We start from the raw sequence: 16,011 nt of genomic DNA, 5'->3' as shown, positions 1-16,011 counted from the left end.
TAGGTGAGCGGTGACGGCGGGCGCACCTGGACGGGCGCCGCCCTGGCACCTCGGAACGGGCACGGCTGGCGGGAGCGAAGCTGCGCCTTGGCCTTCGCCTCCGACGGCCCGGTGACGCTGATGTGCCGCGCGACAGATGCCGCGTTCCGGACGCAGCCGATGGGTGGCTTGCGCAATGAGGTCCATCGCGTGCCCGTCACCGTGTCCCGGGTGGGCTAGCTGGGAGGCTCTTCGCCAACTTTCGTGGAAATGGTGGGCAGAAGGTCGATGCCCAGATCCCGCCGGTCGCGCCGCAAAGGCCTGCCCTCCGTAGACGCAGAGCCGGTCCTCGTAGACGCAGAGAGGGTCCCACCGGGCGTGTGTAGAAGCTCCATGTCCCGAATGGCTTAAGCCGCTCCACGAAAGTTGGCGAAGAGCCAGCTGGGACGGCTTTCCGGTGATGGCGGACCGACTATCTCGACATGTGCACAACTCAACCTCAGTACACGTCCTTGTGCGGACGGGATGAGGGCCAGAGCTGAATCTTTGAGTTTTCGAGAGGTCCGCTGTTGGGTGTCGAGCAGCCATTCCGACGGCATGGATCGAAGGTCGGTTCGTGGCGCATAGGCGAACAAGTTAACGCGAGCGGAATTCCACCTGATCTCTGAGTTTCACTGCTGTCGTCGCCCCACATCACGCAAGACGTCAAGGAAGTGGACCACTCTTGCTAGATTTGAGCGGCGCGTCTGAGTTTGCCGCAAGCTTCTGCTGGTGAGAGATCAGGGCCTTGCATCGAAGTCTTGTCGGTCCGGAACGCCCATCGTGTCGATCATGCGCGGCGCGGACTCCGTAATGTCGTCCAGCACGAGCTGGTTCATGGCGCAGATGAAGGAGGACAGGCGGTACCCGTCGTGGCGCGACAGCGCGTTGTCGAACGCGCGCACGTTCCAGAAGGGATCGTTGGCCAGGGTGATCGGCGCGATGCCGGTCAGGTTGAGCCCGTGCAGGAAGCGCGCCGCCGGCCTCCCAAGGCCCGGATCGGCGGCATCGACCGAGGCGAGATCCTCGCTGTCCCAAAACGCTCCGTACCGGCCCTGCTGGCGCGCCCGCGCCCGGCTCAGCCAGCGATCCGCGCGCGGGCAGTCGATCGCGGCGTCCGCGAGGGTCGCGTAGGGGTGGTGGCGCTCCACGCCCGCATCGTGCAATCCCAGCAGTTCGTGGGTCGTTCCGAAGGGGGCGGCGGAGGGCTGCGCGTCTGCGAGCACACCAGCCGCCGGGCGCGGCGGATCGAGGTTGCCGATGGTGTGCGACTCCTCCCGCAGGCTCACCTGGAACGGGAAGGTCTCGGCGAGGACCGATAGGGCGCGCAACGGCAGCGTGAGGAGCGCATCGAAGGTTCGGGCGGATCTGGGCGGCTCGCAGCTCATCCCGCGCGGCTGGCGGCCTTCGGGCGGCGACGCGATCGAGGTAGCCCGCGGCGGGGCGGAAATCGAGCTTGAAGGTCGGAAACAGATCGTGTGTCGCCCAATCGTAGTCGACGCCGGGGGCTTGTCACGTTGGTTGGGCGCTGGCTTGCGGAGGGCTGGCGCGCAGCGTAGCCGGGTCGCATGACCGTGCTCTCGTACTCCGGCTACCGCTTCCCGCGTGACATCATCCAACGCGCTGTGTGGTTGTATCTCCGGTTCACCCTCCGCTTTCGCGACGTCGAAGAACTCCTGGCCGAGCGGGGGATCACAGTGACGTACGAGAGCATCCGACGCTGGGTTCTCACCTTCGGTCCGACGATCGCACGCGGGCTGCGAGCCCGCCGCCCCAAGCCGCACGCGCGATGGCACCTCGACGAGGTGTTCGTGCGCATCAGCGGCACGCAGATGGACCTGTGGCGGGCCGTGGACGCCGAAGGCGAGGTGCTGGACGTGCTGCTCCAGACCAAGCGGGACAGGCGCGCGGCTCAGAAGCTGATGCGCAAGCTTCTGAAGAAGCAGGGCATGGCACCGGAGACCTGGGTCACGGACAAGTGCCCGGCCTACGGAGCCGCGCTTCGTGAGATGAAGCTGAGCCGAGTGGATCACGTCCAGCGCAAGCGGGCGAACAACCGGGCGGAGAGCTCGCATGTGCCGGTGCGACGACGAGAGGCGAAGTTGCAGGGCTTCGAGTCGCCTGGCTCAGCCCAGCGGGTCTTGTCGATGCCCGCGGCCACCTACAACACCTTCACCGTTCCTCGTCACCTCGTCTCGGCTCGCACGCACCGGCTCTTCCGAGCCGAGGCGTTCGCGATGTGGCGCGGTGCGGCGGGCGCGCCGGCCTGAAAGGGGCCAACGTCGGTTTTCTCGCGGCTATTCCGACAACGTGACAAGCCCGGCCACTGAGCTAAACCGCTTCCGCAGTAGGGGTGGCCAGCAATGCCGATGAGATGGTCGGCCCAGTGGGGCCTGTCTGAAGATCGTGGGGCCACCCCGTCTCGGACAGGAGCCCCTCATGAGCAACCAAACCGCAATTACCCACACTAGGAGCCCGTCCGAGTAACGGTTTGATGCGTTGGGACTAAGGTTGAGATCTGGGCGGATGGCTCCTGCGCCACAGGCTCAGCGCGCGGCCTGCGCCAGCTTCAGGAGGTTATGGGCGGTGCAGATCATCGCCCACTCGCCGCGGACCTGATCGAGCCCACGTAGCAGGAACTGTCGGAAGCCTCTGGCCTGCTTGATCTGCCCGAACACCGGCTCGACGACCTGCTTCCTGAGACGGTAACGGCTCCGGCGCCCAGCCCGCTTCAGGCGGACGGCCATCGCGCTCATCAGGGGCATCTTCGTCAGCCTCCGGCGACCTGCTGCATCCGCCTCGCCGTGACGGGCACGGCCCGGAGCGAGATAGGCTGTGATCCGTCGCTCCTGCAGCGCGGCCAGGTTCGCCTCGGTGGCAAAGCCGGCATCTCCGGAGACCTCCCGCGGCTTGCGCCCGAGATGGGTGCAGACGCCGTCGACGAGCGGCACGAGAGCGCGCGAGTCGGCGGGGTTCGTCACGAGCCGATGCGCGACGATCACCTGATGGGCCGCATCAACCGCAATCTGGCCGTTGTAGCCCTGCACGAACCCGTCGCGCGTGGGCAGGATGCGGCTGTCCGGGTCGGTGAAGTTGCGCTGCGCCCGGTCGGGCGGACCGCCGTCCTCGCCCCGCAAGGGCCGACCTTGCCAGCGCATGCCCGACGAGGCCCCCGGCCCGTCCTCGTCCTCCGGATCGGGCGGATCGGCAGCCTCTGCCTCCAACGCGGCCTTGGCGGCGCGGATCGTCTCCAGCCGCCGCTGCTTGTCGGCCATCCAGGCCGGTGTCTCGTCGCCACGATGGTCGGTCCCATGAGCCCGATCCTCCGCCGCGTCGGCCTCGCGCGCTTGATCCAGCCAAGCCTCGACCTCGGCGGCCAGCGTCGACTCGGCCGCCTTCATCCGGCCGTAGCTCATCGCCTTGTGGCGCGAGGCGTTGGCCTTCAGCTTGGTGCCGTCCACCGCCACGTGGGCAAAGCCGACCAGCCCGGCCGCCCGGCACAGCCGCAGCACCTGCACGAACAGGTCCGAGAGCGCCGTCAGATGCCGCTTGCGGAAGTCAGCGATGGTGCGGAAGTCGGGCCGGTTCAGGCCGGTCACGGCCATGAAGTCAACCCGCTCCTCGCAGGCGCGGGCGAGCTGACGCGACGAGTACAGACCGCGGCTGTAGCCGTAGAGGAGCAGGGCCACCATCATGCCGGGATGGTAGGGCGGGTAGCCGCGCTCCTCGGTGTAGGTGTCGAGAATGGCTGAGAGGTCGAGCGCCTCGCGCACCGTATCGCGCACGAAGTGCGCCATGTGCCCGGGCGGCACGAACTCATGCAGCGAGGGTGGCAGCAGCCAGCCCTGATCGACGTCCCAGGAGCGAAACACCTTGGCCATGAGCCGAGTGAATCATCCCAAAGCGCCGCCGTCGAGGTACTTACTCGGACGGGCTCCTAGAGCCGCTCCCGATCAGGTTGAAGCGTAAGCATCATCCTCGTATCCAGCAGCTGTGAAGTAGTTGCGGCACTCAGCCGGCGAGAAGCATTTGAAGGCTTGGTGGATCGCCGCCCAGAGTTCACTGACACTGCGGGCCGCCGCCCTGCGCAACAGCGCTTTCAGCTTGGCGAAGGCCTGCTCAATCGGGTTGAACTCAGGTGAGTACGGAGGAAGATAAAGCAGCCGGGCCCCGGTTGCCGCGATCGCCTCGCGCACGCCGGCCACCTTGTGAGCGCCCAGATTGTCCAGGATCACGGTGTCGCCGGGTCTCAGGGTGGGGACCAGGGTGTCGGTCACGTAGGCGCGGAAGCGTTCGCCCGTCACAGGGCCGTCCAGCAGAGCGATCGCGTCAGGCCCGCTCGTGCGCAGCCCGGCAATCACAGTGGTGGTTTTCCAGTGCCCTGCGGGTGCCGCGAGGCGGCAACGCTCGCCGCGCGGGGCCCAGCCGTAGCGGCGGACCATGCTGGTGGTGGCGGCGGTCTCATCCAGGAACACCAGTCGCTCCGGATCCAGCTCAAGCTGGCCGGCAAACCACGCCTCACGAGCCGCCTTTACATCCTCCCGCTCCTGCTCAGCTGCGTACGTCGCCCTTTTTTCCGCGTGATGCGGTGCCGGGCGAAGAAGCGCGACAGGCTACTGCGGCTGACCGGAACGCCTTGCTCCTGGAGCGTCTCGCAGAGCTCATGCAGGAAGCTCTGCGGGTGGGCTTGGTAGGTCTGCAGGATGAGCTCGGCATGAGCCTCGATGCGCTGCGAGCGCTGGTCGCCGCCCATGGGCTTGGGCGTGACATCTCCCTGGCCCTCCTGCTGCCTGGACCAGCGGCTGACGCTGGCCACGCTGACCCCGAAGCGCGCGGCGGCCTGATGGCAGGAGGCGCCTTCTGCAACGGCCGAGACGACGCGCTGGCGCAGGTCGACAGACAAAGCTGAGGGCATGGGCCACCTCCGTTGAGCCGCCCCCCCGGGGACCGGCCAACGCGTTGCCATCACCACGGTTTCAACCCGCTCGGACCCCGCTCTAGCGCACCCTCCCGCCCTCAGATCGACCTGCATATCTAACCGACCGGCCGCAGCAGAGAGTCCTTTCGGCGTGCCCTAAGATCCAGTTCAAGCAATGAAGACATGATTCGACTACCAGATTCACGGTTTGATCTTGTAAGCAGGTTGCTATGCAAAACACGACCAAATCGCCGGCCGGAAGCGGACAGGGGGAGGGGACCGATTCGATGATCGCCGTCTCTGCCACGAAGCTCGCCACCGCCGACCTCAACAACCTGATGCAGGCACTTGAGATCGATGTCATCGCGCTCACCGAGATGCTGATTCCATCAGGCTATCGTGCCGAGATGGGGACGATCGACGCGCCCGCGATCCATTACACAATCAGTGGCAGGGGACGAATCTCGATCGGCAATGGGCCTTCGATGTCGCTCGAGCCCCATCTGCTCATCATCAAGCCTCCGAATACCCCGTTCGCGATCGAAGTCGACGGAGCCAGCGGCCCGAAGAGGCTCATCTCCCGCGATTGCTGGAAGCGGCATGACGGCGTGTTGCGCATCGGAATGCCGACCGAGCAGCCCGAGGTCATCCAGATCTGCGGCTTCTTCAACGCATCCTTCGGACAATCCGTCGGATTGTTTCGCGAATTGCATGAGCCCGTGGTCGAGAAATTCGAGCCGACGGACAAGATCGACCTGAAGCTTCGCGAAGCGATCGAGGAGCTTTGCGCGCAGGAAATTGGCATGGGCGCCATGACGGCTTCCCTGCTAAAGCAGGTCATCGTCGCCCTGGTGAGGCGGTCGATGAAGTCCTCCCGCAGCTGGACTGATCGGTTTTCGATTCTCGCGGACCGGCAGATCACGCGCGCATTCGCCGACATGGTGGCGCGTCCGGGGGCCGCCCATACGGTTCGGAGCCTGGCGCACAGCGCGGGTCTGAGCCGGTCGGCATTCATGGCGCGGTTCTCGGAGATCTTCGGCCGTTCGCCGATGGGCATCCTTCGCGACCTCAGGATGCGGCAGGCCGCGCTTGATCTCACGACGACGTCAGCCCCAGTCGACGTTGTGGCCTACAACGCCGGCTACGAAAGCCGGTCAAGCTTCGTGCGAGCATTCCGCAAAGCCTACAACGTTGATCCTAGCGAGTACCGGCAGCGCGTGAAGAATGGTGAGGGTGATAAGGGCGCTTGAACCAAACACCGCGCTCCGGGGCATCTCTCCCGTCAGGCATGCGATTTTAAAAGGGCATGCCGCTGGCGACATCCGCTCATCTGTTGAAACTGTACGTCATGATTTCAGCGTTGGCTGAGCTCTCTGCCTGGCGGAAGAAAAAACTGGAAACAGCAAAGGCCGAAAGCAAGCCGCGTGAGCTCGTGCACGCCCGACGCTGCGACCCAACCGAGCTCTTGCCGGTCCTCAGCCAGCTTCGTGCACGGTTGGCGCACTGATCCTGCGCTGGCCAGCTCTGGAGTCCACAATGCGTGTCCGCTCGTCCAGGGACGCCTGACGCGGGTTTCATCGCGCCGGCACCGGTGGCAACGTGGTTTTCAGATGTAGCGCTTCTGCGCGCCGCGTGATGCGGCATCGCCATCACACGTGCTCAGTAGTGGCAGGAATAGTTGACGGTGAACATCCAATAGATCTCCACCAGGTTCGGTACTTTCGAGCGGTTACAAGCACGCTGAACTTCACGCGTGCTTCCTATTTTGGCCCGTCTGCAAAGGAATTCGGAAGATGACGAGCTACCACACACAAGCAGGTGGACGATGAAGGCAATCATGGTAACGGACCAGGCCGCGGGATTGGCCGGGATGAAGCTGACCGAGCGGCCCGAGCCGCCGGCAGCGATAAACGACGTCATCGTTCAGATTCATGCATCGGGATTCGTCCCGACCGAGATGGAGTGGCCCTCGACCTGGACCGATCGCCGTAACCGTGATCGAACACCGTCGATCCCCGGCCACGAGCTGGCCGGAGTTGTCACTGCTCTCGGCTACGGCACGACGGGCCTGTCGGTAGGACAGCGAGTGTTCGGCCTCGCCGACTGGTATCGCGACGGTACCCTGGCGGAGTATGTAGCCATAGAGGCACGCAACCTCGCGCCGCTCCCGGGCGACGTCGATTTCACGGTGGGCGCGAGCCTGCCAATCTCGGGCCTCACCGCGTGGCAGGGACTGTTCCAGCACGGCCGCCTTCAGGCGGGGCAGAGCGTCCTCGCGCACGGCGCGGCAGGCGCAGTCGGGACGATGGTGACGCAATTCGCGCGCGAGGCCGGTGCATATGTCATCGGCACCGGACGCGCGGCCGACCGTCAGAAGGCGCTCGACTTCGGCGCACAGGAGTTCGTCGACCTCGACAACGACGCGCTGGAAGACGTCGGCGGCGTCGATCTGGTGTTCGATGTCATCGGCGGCGACATCGGCAAGCGGTCCGCACGCCTGATTCGAGCTGGAGGAACACTGGTGTCTATCGTCGGGCCGCCCGAGGCGCGGCCCGCCGACGGCCTGACGGTCGACTTCGTTGTCGAGTCCGATCGCGCCCAACTGAGTGAGATCGTCCAGCGGGTGCGGGACGGACGACTGCGGACGAACATCGGCAACGTCTCAACCCTCGACGATGCCCTCGCCGCCTTAAACCCGACCGAGCGACGCAGGGGGAAGACAATCATCCGCGTTCGTCAGTGAGCGACACGCACCTTTCGATGCACGCGGCCGGCCGGCGCTGTCCAGATCGGCCGGCTGCGTCCTATCAGATCCGTCGGGGGCAACCTGGGAAACTACCCATGGCCCCTGGCATGAGATGTCGAACGGGCTCCATCCCTGCAGCATCTCCAGCAAAGAGAGCGAAAGCACTCTCGTACCTCAACCTTATTCCTTCACGCATAGGACTAACCATGACCAACGCTGTCATCGAATGTATCCTGAGCCGCAGCAGCACCAAGTATTACGACCCTGCCACCACCTTGAGCGACGACCAAATCCGCGAGTTGGTGCGAATCGGCACCACAGCGCCGACATCCTTCCACTTGCAGAACTGGCGCTTCATCGCCGTACGCACGCCTGAAGCCAAGGCTCGGCTACGTCCGATCGCCTGGAATCAGCCCGCGATCACCGAAGCAGCCGTTACCTTCATCATCTGCGGCCAGTTAGCCGATTCCAACGTAATACCAGAGCGCCCAGCCCCAGTGGTGGAAGCGGGCATCATGCCGGCAAACTTGGTGCCGGATTGGGAAATTCCCGCACGCGGTCTGTATCAGGATTTCCCGCAGCGCCAGCGCGATGAAGCAGTACGCACCGCCACCTTCGGCGCGGCGGCGATGATCTATGTGGCCCGCTCATGGGGCCTGGGTTCGACGCCGATGATCGGTTTCGATGACAAAGCGGTGCACCGCGAGTTCGGACTGGCCGAGGACGAAGTTCCCGTGATGCTGTTGTCCGTGGGCGCGGAGTGTCCGGGCAACTGGCCGCAGAAGCCCCGCCGTCCGGTGGCCGATGTACTGCAGCTTGTCTAATTGATCGCTAAACCAGTTACTTAGGGAGATTACGTGATGGCCAGAACCACAGCTCTGAATCCGGAACAGGTGCCGGCCGATTCGAGGCCGACTCTCGATGCGTTCACCAAGAACATCGGGTTCACCCCAAATATGATGGCGACCTTCGCGCAGAGCCCGATCGCGTTCAACGCGTGGGCCACCTTGCTCGGCTCTTTGAGCAAGGCGCTCGACGTGAAGACGCGTGACAGCATCGGCCTTGCTGTTTCCGAAGTGAATGGGTGCAACTACTGCCTGACGGTTCACAGCTTCACGGCCGAGCATATGGCCAAGCTGCCGGCCAATGAAATCATTCTTGCTCGGAAGGGTCATGCCAGTGATCCGAAGCGCGATGCCGCCCTCCAATTTGCGCGCAAAGTCATCGAGACCCGTGGCAAGGTCAGTGACGCCGATGTGAAAGCCGTCCGCGATGTCGGCTACACAGATGCGAACGTCATGGAGATCGTCGCGCTGGTGGCCATGTACTCCCTGACGAACTTTTTCAATAACGTGTTCGATCCCGAGCAGGACTTTCCCGCCGTTACGCCGGCTGGCTCGATCTGAACTCTAACCGGTCGCATAGACGGTCTCCGAAGGTGAGAGGTTTCATGTGATGCGAGTGTAACGCGAAAGCCCAGGTGCGCCCGGATTCTTGGGAACGCGTCTGGGCTTTCGTACGTGCCGGCAAGGTCAGGACACTGTATTTCCCAAGGCGTGAGCATGAACAAGTCACAGAAGGTCGTTGTCGTTACCGGTGCGTCACAAGGCATCGGCGCGGAAGTCGTAAAGGCATTCCGAAAGCTCGATTACCGCATTGTCGTCACCTCACGTTCGATCAAGCAGTCTGACGACGAGAACATCCTCAGTATCGTCGGTGACATCGGCGATCCCACAACGGCCCAACGTGTAATTTCCGAAGGCGTCTCGCGATTTGGCCGGATCGATACGCTGGTGAACAACGCCGGCATCTACATCGGAAAGCCTTTCACCGAACACACCGCCGAAGACTACGCCGCCGTGATGAATGTGAACATGGCGGGCTTCTATTACATCACGCAACTCGCGATCGCCGAGATGGAAAAGCATTCGAGCGGCCACGTGGTGAGCGTCACGACCAGCATAGACCAAGTTGCAATCAGCGGGATCTACTCGGTCTTGGCGGCTATGACCAAGGGCGGCCTCAACGCTGCCACGAAGTCACAGGCGATCGAGTACGCGAAGAAGGGCATTCGCGTGAACGCCGTTGCTCCGGGGAACATAAAGACGCCGATGCACGCGCCTGAAAATCACGAAGCGCTCAGCGCCTTCCAGCCTATCGGACGCATGGGTGAAACAAGCGATATCGCCAACGCCATCCTGTTTCTCGACTCTGCACCGTTCATCACCGGAGAGATTCTGCACGTCGACGGTGGGCAAAGCGCCGGCCGCTGAGATGCGCCATCACTTAGGAGGGAGAAAGTGACGCTCAATCATCCAATTTTCGAGCGTTGGCCGGCGCAGTACCCTGATCGGCTCCAGCTCTTTTCTCTGCCGACGCCTAACGGCGTAAAGGTCGGCATCATGCTGGAGGAAACGGGCCTCGCCTATGAGCCGCATCGGATCGACATCATGGCGGCCGAAAACCACGACCCGGCCTTTCTCGCGCTCAACCCCAACGGCAAGATTCCCGCCATCTACGATCCCGATGGGCCGAGCGGCAAGCCGCTCGCGCTGTTCGAATCGGGCGCGATCCTCCTCTATCTCGCCGACAAGACGGGACAGTTTATCTCGGCCGATCCGAACACCCGCTACGAAACGATCCAGTGGGTGATGTGGCAGATGGGCGGTGTCGGGCCGATGTTCGGTCAGGTCGGTTTCTTCAACAAATTCGCCGGCAAGGCGTATGAGGACAAGCGCCCGCGCGACCGCTACGCAACGGAATCTGCGCGGCTGCTCGGTGTCCTCGACGAACGGCTCGCGGGACGCGAATGGGTGATGGGCGCCGACTATAGCATCGCTGATATTTCCCTGCTCGGCTGGGTGCGCAACCTGATCGGCTTTTACGAAGCCCGCGAGCTCGTCGGCTTCGGCCGTTTTCTTCATGTGCAGGCGTGGCTCGACCGTGGCGTAGCGCGTCCGGCAGTGCAGCGCGGGCTGGAAGTGACAGCGAGCTAGAGGGTCTGCAAAGAACGAAGCGAGGGTATCTATGATTGAAATCACTGCCGACATGCATGCGATCATCAAGCAGGCGATACTGTCGTTCGTTGCGACAGTCAACGAGGACGGAACGCCCAATCTTTCGCCGAAGGCGTCTTTGACGGTCACGAACGGTATTCTCTACTTCGCCGATATCGCATCGCCCCAGACGATACTGAACCTGGGGCGCAATCCCGCCATCGAAATTAACGTGGTCGATATCTTTCAGAGACGCGGTTATCGATTCAAGGGCCGTGCGTTGGTACTACCGCCAGGCGATGACGAGTATCTGATGATCGCCAACCGGGTTCGGGCGACGAACGGCCCCGAGTACCCTGTTGATCACATAGTCAAAATCGAAACCACTTCGATCATCCCGCTGCTGTCGCCGGCCCAAATCTTTGCCCGCCCTCCTCGGAGTCAGGACGAGATCAGGGACACCTACCATCAAAAGTATGGTGTGAAACCCATCGGGTCATAGGTGCTGGGCCCGCGAGGCCGGCCCTGCCGAAATGCGCCGACCTCAACCGTGACTTCGGGCGTCCAGCGGTGCAGCGCGAGCTGCAAGTGACGGCGGCACGAAGCCTGAAAACCGACCCGTGAGCAGAAGGAGAAAACTCATGAAGTTCCGAACCATCATTGCCGCCGCGTGCACCGCCCTCGCCATCTCGATTGCCGGCGCCGCCTTGGCCCGTGATGGCGAAGGGCAAACCGTCACGAAGAACTTCGAGGCGGCCATTCCCAATATCCCCGGCAGGTCGCCAATCGCCGTGGAAGTCGATTACGCGCCCGGCGCAGCCTCTGCGCCCCATACCCACGCGAAGTCGGCTTTCATCTACGCCTATGTGATCTCGGGCTCGATCGAGTCGAAGGTGAATGACGGCGAGACGCGCATCTATCGGGCAGGTGAGAGCTGGTCGGAACCGCCGGGCGCGACCCACTCGATCAGCCGCAACGCGAGCAAGACCGAGCCGGCAAAGCTACTCGCTGTCTTTGTCCTCGACGCCAATGACAAAGCACTGACCACGCCCATTAAATAATCCCCTAGACGCAATCGACCCCGCCAAGGGTCGAAGGCTTGCACCGTGCAAGATCCGCGAGCCGCTACGAGGGAAGGGCGGTGAGACTGCATTTCCGCCGAAGGCACACTCAACTCAAAAAGAGATTGCAAATGACCAACCCGATTCGTCTTCTAATCGCTGAAAGAGGCGCTGGCTCTCTCAACTTCCTGGCGCTGCTTAGATGGGCTTTGGTCGTTATCTTTCTTTGGTTCGGCGGAATGAAGTTCACCGCATACGAAGCAGCCGGTATCGCGCCGTTCATTGAACACAGTCCGATCATGAGCTGGTTGCACGCCCTGTTCGGAGCTCAAGGGGCAAGCTACGTCATCGGCGTAATCGAACTGTCGACCGCCGCTGCTCTTATCCTCGGGGCCGTTCAGCCCATTTTTTCCGCATTGGGAGCAGCGATGTCCGCTGCGACCTATCTTATTACGCTCACCTTCTTCTTGAGCACCCCTGGCGTAGCAGAAGGGACGGCAGGCGGTTTTCCAGCGATCTCAGCGGCGCCAGGCCAGTTTCTTCTTAAAGACCTTGTTCTGCTGGCTGCGTCACTTTCCCTTCTCTTGGCGTCTGTACAAGGCCCATGGCTCAACGTTCGAAGTCGTGAGTAATTATTAGGGAAATCCCACACTTAAAGAGACTTCTATGCCAAGAACAGCAGTGCCAAACCCGGAACAAGTGTCGGCCGATTCGAAGCGGGCCCTCGATATGTTTACCAATAACATCGGGTTCACCCCAAATATGTTGGCGACCTTCGCGCAGAGCCCGATCGCGTTCAACGCATGGGCCACCCTGCGTGGCTCCTTGAGCAAGTCGTTAGACTTAAAGACGCGCGAGAGCATCAGTCTCGCCGTTTCTGAAGTGAATGGCTGCAACTACTGCCTTGGGGTTCACAGCCATGGGGCCGAGCTGGTCAAGATGCCTGCCGATGAAATCATTCTCGCTCGAAAGGGCCGTGCCAGCGACCCGAAGCGGGACGCCGCCGTCCAGTTTGCGCGCAAAGTGATCGAGACTCGCGGCCAGGTCAGGGACGCCGATGTGAAAGCCGTCTGCGATGCCGGCTACACGGATGCGAACGTCATGGAGATCGTCGCGCTGGTGGCCATGTACTCCCTGACGAACTTTTTCAATAACGTGTTCGATCCCGAGAAGGACTGCAGTGGCCGCTTTGTATCTGGCGTTTCAAGAGCGTCGTTCCGCGATCGAATGACTGGGATGAGGCTAATACCAACTCTCATTGATCAGAACCCATGGGCCCAGGCGCGCAAGCCGATGGAGATGATGCGCCAGGGCTGGTCGATGAGCCTGTTCCAGGCATGGCAGCAGTGATCGAGGATGGCGTCGGAGGAGGCGAAGATCCGGTTGCCGAGCCAGTTCTCGCGTATAAACTGCCAGATGTTCTCCACTGGGTTGAGTTCAGGCGAGCGCGCTGGCAGCGGCAGCAGGGTGATGTTGGCAGGGACCACGAGTTGTCTGGTCGTGTGCCAGCCGGCCTGATCGAGCAGCCGGACGGCGTGCGCGCCCGGCGCGACGGCCTTGGCGATCTCAGCCAGGTGCAGGTTCATCGCTTCGGTGGTGCAGCGGGGCATGACGAGCCCGGCTCCCGTGCCACGGGCCGGGCAGATCGCCCCGAACAGGGAGGCGGAGGCCGTGCGCTGGTCCTTCGGAGCCGAGGGGCGTGTGCCGCGGCGCGCCCAGCGCCGCGGGATGGTGTTCGTCTGGCCGACGCGGGCCTCGTCGGCAAACCAGATCTCTATCGGCTTGCCGCCTGTGGCCTGCGCGATCTGCGCCCAGCGGGCGGGGAAGGCTTTTTAAACGCGGCGGTGGCCTGCGGATCCTGGGCGTGATGGCGGGGACGGGCCGAGAGCTTCCGATAGCCCATGCCGCGCTGAACCCGGCTCAGCGTCTGTTGGGAGACCGAGACGCCGTGGTCCTCGAACAGGATCTGGACCAGATCGACCAGCCGCCAGCGCACGACACCATGGATGGCGGGCATGGGCTCCTGCTCGACCAAGGCGCGCAGCGCCTCCCGCTGCCGGGCGTTCAGGCGCGGGCGCGCACCGGGGGCCTTGGCGTCGATCAGCCCGTCCGGGCCGTCTGCGTTGAAGGCCAGCACCCAGTCGCGCCCCGTCTGCAGCCCGACCCCGCCGAGCGCGGCGGCCTGCGTGCGTGACCCGCCCGCGTCGATCGCCGACAGCGCCAGCAGACGGCGGGTTTGAGCCGGATCGCGCGACGCTCTGGCCAAACGACGCAGAGCCGCGGCGTCAAAGTCCGACCGCAGCGGAACGGGAGCGGCCAATCCAGCCTCCTCGCGCTTCAAACCCGAGGACAGAATCATAGTTGAGGACCCCACCGCCAGCCTGCGTGAGTCTCGATCAACGAGGCTTGGTATAAGCCGTATGGTCAAAGCTGACTTGTTCGGCTACGCGCCACGAAGCGACCTTCGATGAGTGCCATCGGAATGGCTGCTCATCACCCGATTTCGTTGAAAAACTCGCGGTCGAACTCGATCGGCGGGAGCCGCAAGGAGCAACCCCCGTGAGGAACCGGGTACCCCCTGGCGCTCAAGCCGGGCTCGGCTGCGGAACCGGGATGAGCTTGGCGAGCTTCCTGAGGTTCTGAGCCGTTGCGGCCAGATGGAATTCGTCGCGGGCTCCGTTTGGGCCGCGCAGCCGGAGCCGATCCAGCTTCAGGATGCGTTTGAGGTGGGCAAACAGCATCTCGACCTTCTTGCGCTCACGCCGCGACGTCTTGCCCTCGTCAGATCGCGCAATGTCGCGCGCCATGTCTCGCGCCCCCTCGGAGATCGAGCGTGGGATCTTGCGCACCGGCCCGTTCGGGCAGCATCGCGCCTTCAACGGGCACGCCATGCAGTCGAACGTGCTCGCCCGATCCAAGAGCGTCGCCCCGCCGTTGACCCGGCTGCCCGGCGTGGTCAGCATCTTGCCCGCCGGGCAGCGGTAGACATCGCCGGGCTGGTCGTAGCTGAAGTCGGCGCGCGAGAAGGTGCCATCCGTGCGCTCCGACTTGTCGAACACGCTGATGTGCGGCGCGATGCCCTGCTCGGAGACGAGCCAGCCCAGCATCTCGGCCGAGCCAGAGCCGCTGTCGCCGGCAAGCCGGGCCGGATAGAGGTCGAAGCTCGCGCGCGAACGCTCGATCATGCGCTTGGCGGCCGTGACCTCGGCCTGCCGGATGGCAGTGGTCGCCTCGACATCAACGATGATCGCGTGGTCGAGATCGACCAGGTCATTGGCCGTGTAGGAAGGCCAGCCCGCCATGGGCACCGGTCCAGCGGGCGGCCGGATCAGCGGGTGAGAGGAACTTGGGCGGCACTGGTGTGGCAGCCCCGAAGGCCGCCGCGTCGAGCACGGCCAGGTACTCCTGAGCGGCCCGGCTCACGGCCTCGGGCGGCAGGCCGGCGGATCCCTCGACGCCCTTCTGCCGACTGGCGTCGGCCTGGATCAGGCGGCCATCCACCGCAAAGCCTTCCCCGCCCACGAGCCCTTCCGCGATGCAGCGGGCCAACACGCGCGCGAACAGGCGGCGCAGGAGGTCGCTGTCGCGGAAGCGGCCGTGGCGGTTCTTGGAGAAGGTGGAATGGTCGGGCACGCGCCCGTCCAGGCCGAGCCGGCAGAACCAACGCTAGGCGAGGTTGAGGTGGACCTCGTCGCCGAGCCGGCGCTCGGAGCGGATGCCACGGCCGTAGCCGATGATCAGCATGCGGATCATCAACTCGGGGTCGACAGAAGCGCGGCCCGTCGAGGCGTAGAAGGGAGAGAGGTCCTGGCGCAGTCCGGTCAGGTCGACGAAGCGGTCGATGGCGCGCAGCAGATGGTCGGCTGGGACGTGGGTATCGAGCGAGAACTCGTAGAACAGGGCACCTTGCTCGACTTGCCGCGGTCCCATCATCTGCTTCAATCCCCGTCTCTCAACGGGAGTGAATCACCCCAAAACTGCCGGCGCAACAGCCGAGTTTTCAACAGAATCCACCCGTAGCGGACCTCGCGAGTGGGTACCAAGCGTCAGGTTTTGACCACTAGAACCGTCCGACGGCGACCGCAGCGAAGCTCCAGGCCATTGCGACGGAGCTCAATGAGCGCCAGCGGGCCTACCGGCTCGCCGCCTACGAAGAGGACCAAGCCCGCGAGGCGACCCACCGCGGGCCCGGCAGCCCGCCCGCCAGCCATTGGCGCTGGATCGAGTACGGGCCAGTCGGAGCGCGGTGGCAGGACAGCCCTCAGGGCAAAC

Annotated in this window: 15 protein-coding genes and 2 pseudogenes; 12 read left to right on the top strand and 5 right to left on the bottom strand. The window is 63.7% G+C overall.

Annotated elements, in window-relative coordinates; translation table 11 throughout:
• Positions 1-3: 3 nt before the first annotated feature.
• Positions 4-219, top strand: coding sequence for a putative molybdenum-binding oxidoreductase (locus tag MNOD_RS47525; RefSeq protein ID WP_015934100.1), 216 nt, complete (start codon positions 4-6; stop codon positions 217-219).
• Between the two features lie 539 nt (positions 220-758).
• On the opposite strand, the gene MNOD_RS37155 is transcribed toward MNOD_RS47525, so the two are convergent.
• On the bottom strand, positions 759-1,406 hold the full coding sequence (locus tag MNOD_RS37155; RefSeq protein WP_015934099.1) for a hypothetical protein: 648 nt from the start codon (positions 1,404-1,406) through the stop codon (positions 759-761).
• Between the two features lie 180 nt (positions 1,407-1,586).
• Here MNOD_RS37155 and MNOD_RS37150 point away from each other — a divergent pair, with 180 nt between their 5' ends.
• Positions 1,587-2,288 carry an IS6-like element ISMno6 family transposase gene (locus MNOD_RS37150; RefSeq protein WP_012631082.1) on the top strand — a complete coding sequence of 234 codons (702 nt, stop codon included), beginning with the start codon at positions 1,587-1,589 and terminating at the stop codon, positions 2,286-2,288.
• Between the two features lie 276 nt (positions 2,289-2,564).
• On the opposite strand, the gene MNOD_RS37145 is transcribed toward MNOD_RS37150, so the two are convergent.
• On the bottom strand, positions 2,565-3,899 hold the full coding sequence (locus MNOD_RS37145) for an IS1182-like element ISMno38 family transposase (protein ID WP_012631034.1): 1,335 nt from the start codon (positions 3,897-3,899) through the stop codon (positions 2,565-2,567).
• A 72-nt stretch (positions 3,900-3,971) separates the two neighbouring features.
• Positions 3,972-4,933, bottom strand: a protein-coding gene (locus tag MNOD_RS44805) for an IS630-like element ISMno11 family transposase (protein ID WP_076611772.1) whose coding sequence is annotated in 2 segments (ribosomal slippage) — positions 3,972-4,594 and positions 4,594-4,933 — 963 coding nt in all. Because the reading frame shifts where the segments join, the coding sequence is not laid out codon by codon here.
• A gap of 233 nt (positions 4,934-5,166) precedes the next feature.
• Between MNOD_RS44805 and MNOD_RS37130 the strand changes: the two genes are divergently transcribed.
• The 10 genes and pseudogenes from MNOD_RS37130 to MNOD_RS37090 all read left to right on the top strand — a co-directional run.
• Positions 5,167-6,186: a helix-turn-helix transcriptional regulator gene (locus tag MNOD_RS37130; RefSeq protein WP_244424865.1), complete on the top strand. Its 1,020-nt coding sequence runs from the start codon at positions 5,167-5,169 to the stop codon at positions 6,184-6,186.
• Between the two features lie 575 nt (positions 6,187-6,761).
• Positions 6,762-7,679: an NADP-dependent oxidoreductase gene (locus tag MNOD_RS37125; protein ID WP_015934097.1), complete on the top strand. Its 918-nt coding sequence runs from the start codon at positions 6,762-6,764 to the stop codon at positions 7,677-7,679.
• A gap of 209 nt (positions 7,680-7,888) precedes the next feature.
• Positions 7,889-8,506 carry a nitroreductase family protein gene (locus tag MNOD_RS37120; protein WP_015934096.1) on the top strand — a complete coding sequence of 206 codons (618 nt, stop codon included), beginning with the start codon at positions 7,889-7,891 and terminating at the stop codon, positions 8,504-8,506.
• 36 nt (positions 8,507-8,542) lie between these two features.
• Entirely contained in the window at positions 8,543-9,088 is a 546-nt protein-coding gene (locus tag MNOD_RS37115) for a carboxymuconolactone decarboxylase family protein (RefSeq protein WP_015934095.1), read from the top strand.
• 156 nt (positions 9,089-9,244) lie between these two features.
• Positions 9,245-9,955, top strand: coding sequence for an SDR family NAD(P)-dependent oxidoreductase (locus MNOD_RS37110; RefSeq protein WP_015934094.1), 711 nt, complete (start codon positions 9,245-9,247; stop codon positions 9,953-9,955).
• A gap of 27 nt (positions 9,956-9,982) precedes the next feature.
• Positions 9,983-10,678 carry a glutathione S-transferase N-terminal domain-containing protein gene (locus MNOD_RS37105; RefSeq protein WP_015934093.1) on the top strand — a complete coding sequence of 232 codons (696 nt, stop codon included), beginning with the start codon at positions 9,983-9,985 and terminating at the stop codon, positions 10,676-10,678.
• Between the two features lie 31 nt (positions 10,679-10,709).
• Positions 10,710-11,180 carry a pyridoxamine 5'-phosphate oxidase family protein gene (locus tag MNOD_RS37100; protein WP_015934092.1) on the top strand — a complete coding sequence of 157 codons (471 nt, stop codon included), beginning with the start codon at positions 10,710-10,712 and terminating at the stop codon, positions 11,178-11,180.
• Between the two features lie 139 nt (positions 11,181-11,319).
• Positions 11,320-11,739: a cupin domain-containing protein gene (locus MNOD_RS37095; RefSeq protein WP_015934091.1), complete on the top strand. Its 420-nt coding sequence runs from the start codon at positions 11,320-11,322 to the stop codon at positions 11,737-11,739.
• A gap of 131 nt (positions 11,740-11,870) precedes the next feature.
• Positions 11,871-12,371: a YkgB family protein gene (locus MNOD_RS44800; protein ID WP_015934090.1), complete on the top strand. Its 501-nt coding sequence runs from the start codon at positions 11,871-11,873 to the stop codon at positions 12,369-12,371.
• 34 nt (positions 12,372-12,405) lie between these two features.
• Positions 12,406-12,915, top strand: a pseudogene (locus tag MNOD_RS37090) (carboxymuconolactone decarboxylase family protein); the annotation flags it as partial.
• A gap of 86 nt (positions 12,916-13,001) precedes the next feature.
• On the opposite strand, the gene MNOD_RS44795 reads toward MNOD_RS37090, so the two are convergent.
• A protein-coding gene (locus tag MNOD_RS44795; protein WP_085985012.1) for an IS630-like element ISMno21 family transposase occupies positions 13,002-14,098 on the bottom strand; the annotation gives its coding sequence in 2 pieces (ribosomal slippage) (positions 13,002-13,567 and positions 13,567-14,098; 1,098 coding nt in all).
• Positions 14,099-14,324: 226 nt separating this feature from the next.
• Positions 14,325-15,672: pseudogene (locus MNOD_RS37075) on the bottom strand (transposase).
• Between the last annotated feature and the right edge of the window lie 339 nt (positions 15,673-16,011).

Source organism: Methylobacterium nodulans ORS 2060, from assembly GCF_000022085.1.
GTDB classification, from domain to species: Bacteria; Pseudomonadota; Alphaproteobacteria; order Rhizobiales; family Beijerinckiaceae; genus Methylobacterium; species Methylobacterium nodulans.
This window is presented reverse-complemented; position numbering and strand designations above follow the sequence as displayed.

Bases quoted from the DNA above. Each gene is read 5' to 3' on its own strand.
- MNOD_RS37155 (WP_015934099.1), bottom strand. From the start codon at position 1,406: ATGAGCTGCGAGCCGCCCAGATCCGCCCGAACCTTCGATGCGCTCCTC.
- MNOD_RS37150 (WP_012631082.1), top strand. From the start codon at position 1,587: ATGACCGTGCTCTCGTACTCCGGCTACCGCTTCCCGCGTGACATCATC.
- MNOD_RS37145 (WP_012631034.1), bottom strand. From the start codon at position 3,899: ATGGCCAAGGTGTTTCGCTCCTGGGACGTCGATCAGGGCTGGCTGCTG.
- MNOD_RS37130 (WP_244424865.1), top strand. From the start codon at position 5,167: ATGCAAAACACGACCAAATCGCCGGCCGGAAGCGGACAGGGGGAGGGG.
- MNOD_RS37125 (WP_015934097.1), top strand. From the start codon at position 6,762: ATGAAGGCAATCATGGTAACGGACCAGGCCGCGGGATTGGCCGGGATG.
- MNOD_RS37120 (WP_015934096.1), top strand. From the start codon at position 7,889: ATGACCAACGCTGTCATCGAATGTATCCTGAGCCGCAGCAGCACCAAG.
- MNOD_RS37115 (WP_015934095.1), top strand. From the start codon at position 8,543: ATGGCCAGAACCACAGCTCTGAATCCGGAACAGGTGCCGGCCGATTCG.
- MNOD_RS37110 (WP_015934094.1), top strand. From the start codon at position 9,245: ATGAACAAGTCACAGAAGGTCGTTGTCGTTACCGGTGCGTCACAAGGC.
- MNOD_RS37100 (WP_015934092.1), top strand. From the start codon at position 10,710: ATGATTGAAATCACTGCCGACATGCATGCGATCATCAAGCAGGCGATA.
- MNOD_RS37095 (WP_015934091.1), top strand. From the start codon at position 11,320: ATGAAGTTCCGAACCATCATTGCCGCCGCGTGCACCGCCCTCGCCATC.
- MNOD_RS44800 (WP_015934090.1), top strand. From the start codon at position 11,871: ATGACCAACCCGATTCGTCTTCTAATCGCTGAAAGAGGCGCTGGCTCT.